Origin of the sequence: Asanoa sp. NPDC050611 (genome assembly GCF_040654855.1) — a bacterium.
GTDB lineage: Bacteria > Actinomycetota > Actinomycetes > Mycobacteriales > Micromonosporaceae > Asanoa.
In genome coordinates, this window is record NZ_JBFAIU010000439.1 from 1 (window position 1) to 5,314 (window position 5,314).

5 protein-coding genes and 1 pseudogene are annotated in these 5,314 nt (G+C 74.7%); 2 read left to right on the plus strand and 4 right to left on the minus strand.

Going from position 1 to position 5,314, the window contains the following annotated elements:
* Nucleotides 1-937 (minus strand): thiamine pyrophosphate-binding protein (locus AB0H87_RS37475; protein WP_360157121.1); only part of this gene is annotated, 937 nt, incomplete at its 3' end.
* Between the two features lie 147 nt (nucleotides 938-1,084).
* On the opposite strand from AB0H87_RS37475, the gene AB0H87_RS37480 reads away from it, so the two are divergent.
* A complete protein-coding gene (locus tag AB0H87_RS37480) occupies nucleotides 1,085-1,822 on the plus strand; it encodes an STAS domain-containing protein (RefSeq protein ID WP_360157124.1) in 738 nt (245 codons plus the stop codon).
* Nucleotides 1,823-1,945: 123 nt separating this feature from the next.
* Complete coding sequence (locus AB0H87_RS37485) at nucleotides 1,946-3,118, plus strand: sigma-70 family RNA polymerase sigma factor (protein WP_360157127.1); 1,173 nt, start codon at nucleotides 1,946-1,948, stop codon at nucleotides 3,116-3,118.
* Here AB0H87_RS37485 and AB0H87_RS37490 read toward each other — a convergent pair.
* From AB0H87_RS37490 to AB0H87_RS37500, 3 genes and pseudogenes are all read right to left on the minus strand, one after another.
* Nucleotides 3,036-3,983: a glycosyltransferase family 9 protein gene (locus tag AB0H87_RS37490; protein WP_360157130.1), complete on the minus strand. Its 948-nt coding sequence runs from the start codon at nucleotides 3,981-3,983 to the stop codon at nucleotides 3,036-3,038. The genes AB0H87_RS37485 and AB0H87_RS37490 overlap by 83 nt on opposite strands.
* Nucleotides 3,980-4,675: an SDR family oxidoreductase gene (locus tag AB0H87_RS37495; RefSeq protein ID WP_360157133.1), complete on the minus strand. Its 696-nt coding sequence runs from the start codon at nucleotides 4,673-4,675 to the stop codon at nucleotides 3,980-3,982. The genes AB0H87_RS37490 and AB0H87_RS37495 overlap by 4 nt, the downstream gene beginning before the upstream one ends.
* Nucleotides 4,672-5,280: pseudogene (locus tag AB0H87_RS37500) on the minus strand (adenylyltransferase/cytidyltransferase family protein); the annotation flags it as partial. The gene AB0H87_RS37495 and the pseudogene AB0H87_RS37500, both read right to left, overlap by 4 nt.
* Nucleotides 5,281-5,314 lie beyond the last annotated feature (34 nt).

Consider the following 5,314-nt stretch of genomic DNA (forward strand, 5'->3'; position numbering starts at 1 on the left):
GGCGGGCGAGGTGCTCGGCATCGCGGGCGTCCAGGGCAACGGCCAGACCGAGCTGATCGAGGCGATCATGGGCCTGCGCCCGCTGGTCGCCGACCATCAGCAGCGCGTCGCACTCCTCCATCGCCTCCTCGCTCGGCTTCGTGCCCAGCAGGCCGAGCCCACCGGTGGTGACCGGGTGCTCGTCGGGCACCACGGCCTTGCCCGGCAGCGTCTTGACGACCGGGGCGCCGAGCTTCTCCGCGACCGCGATCACCTCGGTGCGGGCGTGCAGCGCCCCGGCGCCGACGAGGATCACCGGCTTCTTCGCCGCGTTGAGCACCTCGGCCGCCCGCGCGAGCTGCTCGTGTCCCGGCGGGAGCTGCGGCCGGTCCAGTGTGGGCAGGCTCGCCGGCGCGGTGCCGGGCGCCGGGTGCCGGTAGGGGTCCTGCTCCACGTCGGCGACCTGGATGTCGTTGGGGAAGGTCAGGTGCGACACCGTCTTCTTGGCGTACGCGTTGCGGATGGCCAGGTCGACCACGCCCGGCATCTGCTGCGGGTTGCTGATCATCAGGTTGTACTCGGCGACGTCCTCGAACAGCCGGTCGAGGTGCACCTCCTGCTGGTAACGGCTGCCGAGCAGCGACGTCTCCTGCATGCCGGTGATGGCCAGCACCGGCACGTGGTCCAGCTTGGCGTCGTAGAGGCCGTTGAGCAGGTGGATGGCGCCCGGCCCGGAGGTGGCCGCGCAGACGCCGATCCGGCCAGTCGCCTTCGCGTACCCGGTGGCCATGAACGCCGCGGCCTCCTCATGGTGCACGAGCACGAACCGCAGCTTCTCCCGTTGCCGGCGGAACCCTTCCATCAGGCCGTTGATGCCGTCGCCGGGCAGGCCGAAGACGGTGTCCACGCCCCACTCGACCAGCCGCTTCGCCAGGCTCTCGCCCACGATCTCGGGCATGTCGGTCGCCTCCCGCCGCAATTGGTGCGGTTGGCGTACCCGTTGCCCCAGGCCCCAAACGGGGGCGCCGTGCTCAGGCGGTCTCGATCGGGTCCACCGCGCGAAAAGTGGCGGCGATTCGCCAGGCACGGCAGACTCGACAGCACTATGCGGGAAAGTTCGCTGCGGTTCGCCACCGAGCCGCACGAGTCCGCCGTCGTCGTCACGGCACATGGCACGCTCGACGGCACCACGTCCAGCGCGCTGCGCGGCACCCTGCACAAGTGCCTCGTCGACCAGCCTGACGCCATCGTCCTCGACCTCACCGGCACGGCCGTCGCCGACCGGAACTCGCTGACCGTGCTGTCCGCGGTGGCCCGGCAGGCGAGCCTGTGGCCGGCGGTGCCGTTCGTCGTCGTCGAGTCCCGGCCCGATGTCCTCAACCAGCTGCGCCGGCTCGGGATCCCTCGCGTGCTCGCGCTGCGGGGCACGGTCAGGGCCGCCCTGGCGACGATCGCCCACGATGGGGCCCGGCCGACCGTACGGGAGCTGCTGCCGCCGATCAGCGGTGCGGCCCGGCACGCCCGCACGGTCGTCACCGAGGGCTGCCTGCGGTGGGGGCTCGCCGACCTGGTGGGCTCGGCCTGCGCGGTGGTGACCGAACTGGTCAGTAACGCGACCAGGCACGCCGGCACCACGATGACGCTGCGGGTCTCGCACCGCGGAAGGTGGCTGCTGGTCGCGCTCGAGGACGGCGGTGTCGACCTGCCGGAGCGGCGCGCGATGCCGGGCCCGACCGACGGAGACGGAGGCCGGGGCCTCGCGCTGGTCGAAGCGCTCACCCACCGGTGGGGCTGCCTGCCGACCGACGCGGGCAAGGTCGTCTGGGCGGTCCTGCAGGCCTGACCGCGCCTATCACACCTGCCGGCCGGGCGGGCGGGATTGCGCCAATCTGCTCCCCCGGGATGCGAGTACCCGGTTGCGACGTGGGTAGGTGGCGTGGAGCGCGTCATGACTGGAGGCAACCGTATGACTGACGGCCGGACGAGCGCGACCGAACCGTCGCTGGACGAAGTGGCCCGCGACTACGCCGAGGCCAAGATCTCGGGCGAGGCCGTCGAAGCGACCCGCGACCTGCTGTGGGAGCAGGCGCTGCCGATGGCGGACCGGCTCGCGCGTTGGTTCGACCATCGCGGTGAGCCGTTGGACGACCTGCGTCAGGTCGCCCGGATGGGGATGGTCAAGGCAGTCAACGGTCTGATCGCCGAGCGCGGATCCTTCACCGGGTACGCCGCGACCACGGTGCGCGGCGAGCTGCGGCGGTACTTTCGGGACGCGTCCTGGGACACCCACGTGCCGCGCGGCATCCAGGAACTGACCCTGGCCACCTCCAGGGCGATCGAGGACCTGACGTACGAGCTGGCCCGGTCGCCGACCCGCGCGGAGCTGGCCGATCGGCTCCAGGTGGACCCGGCCGAGCTCGAGCTGGCGCTGCGGGCCCGGCAGGCCTACCGGGCCCGGTCGCTGAACCGTCCCGCCGGGCCGGCCGACGACGAGCAGGGCGAGGAGGTCGGCGACCTGATCGGCTCGCCGGACCACGATCTGGAGCAGGTCGACGACATCCAGACCGTCCGTGGGCTGATCGCCCGGCTTCCCGCGCGGGAGCGGGAGATCCTCGCGTTGCGCTTCTTCGGCAACCAGAGCCAGGTGCAGATCGCGGAGGCGACCGGAGTCTCGCAGATGCACGTCTCCCGGCTGCTCTCCCGCACGTTGGAGTGGCTGCGGGCCGGCCTGCTCAGCGACGCCGCGCCGCCGTACCCCGGCGGGAGCGACGACACGCCGAGCGAGCGGACGCTCGCGATCGCCGTGCGCAACCACCGCGGCGTGGCCCGGCTCGCGATCCGGGGCGAGGTGGACCACGACAACGTCGACGAGCTGCGCCCCACGCTGCTGTTCTGCTGTCGCACCGCCCGTCAGGGCGTGACCGTCGACCTGCGGCACGTGCCGTTCGTCGACGCGGCCACGATCGGCGTCCTCGCCGACGCCTACCGCGTGGCGTGGCGCCGCGGCATCCGCCTGCAGCTGGTCAACCCCGGGCACACCGTGGCCCGGTCGCTGGTCATCGCCGGGCTCGGCCGCCTGGTGCCGCGCGCCGAGGACGCGCCGCCTGCGCCGCCCGCGCCGCGGTCAGCACGTCGCTGACGCCGACGGCCGCCAGCCGGACGTCGACCCCGTCCACCAGGTCACCCTCGGCGGACGGGTGCAGCGCCCGGTGCCAGGGCCGGTCGGGCGGCGGACCCCAGAGGCGCGGCGGGACCGGTCCGAAGAGGAGCACCGACGGGATGCGGTACGCGGTCGCCAGGTGACCGATGCCGGTGTCACCGGCGACCACCAGGCGCGCGCGGGACACCAGCGCCGCCAGCTCGCCGAGGTCGGTGTCGCCCGCCAGGACCGCCGAGGTCCCGAGCCCGGCGGCGGTCGCGACCCGCGCTGCCAGGTTCCGCTCCGCCAACGACCCCGTGACCACCACGTGGTGGCCGCGTGCGGCGAGCTCGCGGGCCACCGCGGCGAACCGCTCCGCCGGCCAGCGCCGCCGGGGCGCCTTGGCTCCCGGATGGACGATCGTCACGCCGGACGGACCGGCACCGCCGGGCGCGCGCAGGTCGAGGTCGCCGGGATCGGTCGGCACGCCGTAGCCGGCCAGCAGGCGGCACCAGCGGTGCACCTCGTGCTCGTCGGCGCGCCAGACCGGCCCCGGCTCGCCCGGCAGCGCCCACGCCCACATCCGGGGCGCGCCGGCGGTGGCCAGCAGCCGGTGTGACTGCGGGCCACGGCCGTGCAGGTTGACGGCCAGCGCCGGGCGTTCCGGTATGGCCCACCGCGTCGGTTCCAACCCCGCCACCGGGACGTGCCGGTCGACGGCGCCGGTCAGCGGCAGCAGCGGAGCCAGCCACCGCGGTGCCGCCAGCGCGATCTCGTGCTCCGGGAAGGCGGCGCGCAGGCCGCGCAGGGCCGGCACCGCGGTCGCGAGGTCGCCGAGGCCGAGCGCCCGCAGCACCAGGATCACGGGTACGAGGACTCCTGGTCGGCGCAGACCACCAGCTCGCGCACGGCGCACCCCGGCGGCTGGTCCAATGCGAACAGCACCGTCGCGGCGACGTGCTCCGGGTCGTTGAGCGCCGCGTCCGGCCCGGGCGCGTACTGCTCGGTGCGCCCGTCGAAGAACGCCGTCCGCATGCCGCCGGGGATGAGCAGCGTGACGCCGACCTCGCCGGCCGTCTCCGCCGCCAGCGCGCGGGTGAACCCGACGACGCCGAACTTCGCCGCACAGTAGGCCGTCGCGTCGCTGACCGCCTTGAGCCCCAGCGTCGACGCGACCGTCACCACGGAGCCGTGCGATCGCCGCAGGTAGGGCAGCGCCGCGCGGACGACCGCCGCCGTGGCGAGCAGGTCGACCGCGACCACCATCTCCCAGCGCGGGCCGGAGATCTCGTCGAGGCGCCCGGGCACGTCCGTGCCGGCCGCGGTGACCACGGCGTCGAGCCCGCCGGACTGTTCGGCCAGCCGGACGGTCGCGGCCTCGGCCGCGCGTGTGTCGGCCAGGTCGCACCGGATCCACGGCACACCCGCGGCCGGCGGCTGCCGGTCGATGACGAAGGGGCGTCCGCCGGCCTTGGCGACGCCGTCGACCACGGCCGCGCCCAGCCCGCTCGAACCGCCGGTGACGAGCACGGCCCGCCCGGTCGCGTCGTTGCTCATGATGCTCCTTCCAGTTGGGTGCCGCCCGTGCGGGCGGCGGCGATGGTCGCGGTCGTGGAGCGGCCGCCCAGGTAGGGCACGACGACGGTCTGGCCGCCCCAGCGGTGCAGCAGCGCCGACTCGGGCAGCTCGGCGCCGGTGTAGTCGCCGCCCTTGACCCAGATGTCAGGGCGGAGCCAGGACAGCACCGCCTCCGGTGTCGGCTCGTCGAAGACGACGACGGCGTCCACACAGGACAGGCCACTCAGCACCCGCGCCCGGTCGGCCTGTGTGGTCAACGGGCGGTCGGGGCCCTTGAGCGCGGCGACGCCGGCGTCGGAGTTGAGGCAGACGACGAGGCAGTCACCGAGCCGGCGGGCCGCCTCCAGCGTGGCGACGTGGCCGGCGTGCAGCAGGTCGAAACAGCCGCCGGTGGCCACCACCGTGCCGCCCGCGGCCCGGGTGCGGGCCACCACGTCCGGCGCCGGCCCACCCGTGCGTGGCGGGGCCGGAGGCCGGGCGTTGGCTCCCCCGCCGGCCACGTAGCGCGAGGCCGCTTCGACCGCGGCCGCGACCGCCTCGGACGTCAGCGCCCCGCCGGCCAGCGCGACCGCGGCGGTGGCGGCCTGGGTTGCTCACCGGCCGCGCTGTCGCACCGAC

What these genes read in the sequence shown, in the direction of transcription:
- AB0H87_RS37480 (WP_360157124.1), top strand. Translation starts at nt 1,085, where the DNA reads ATGCGGGAAAGTTCGCTGCGGTTCGCCACCGAGCCGCACGAGTCCGCC.
- AB0H87_RS37485 (WP_360157127.1), top strand. Translation starts at nt 1,946, where the DNA reads ATGACTGACGGCCGGACGAGCGCGACCGAACCGTCGCTGGACGAAGTG.
- AB0H87_RS37495 (WP_360157133.1), bottom strand. Translation starts at nt 4,675, where the DNA reads ATGAGCAACGACGCGACCGGGCGGGCCGTGCTCGTCACCGGCGGTTCG.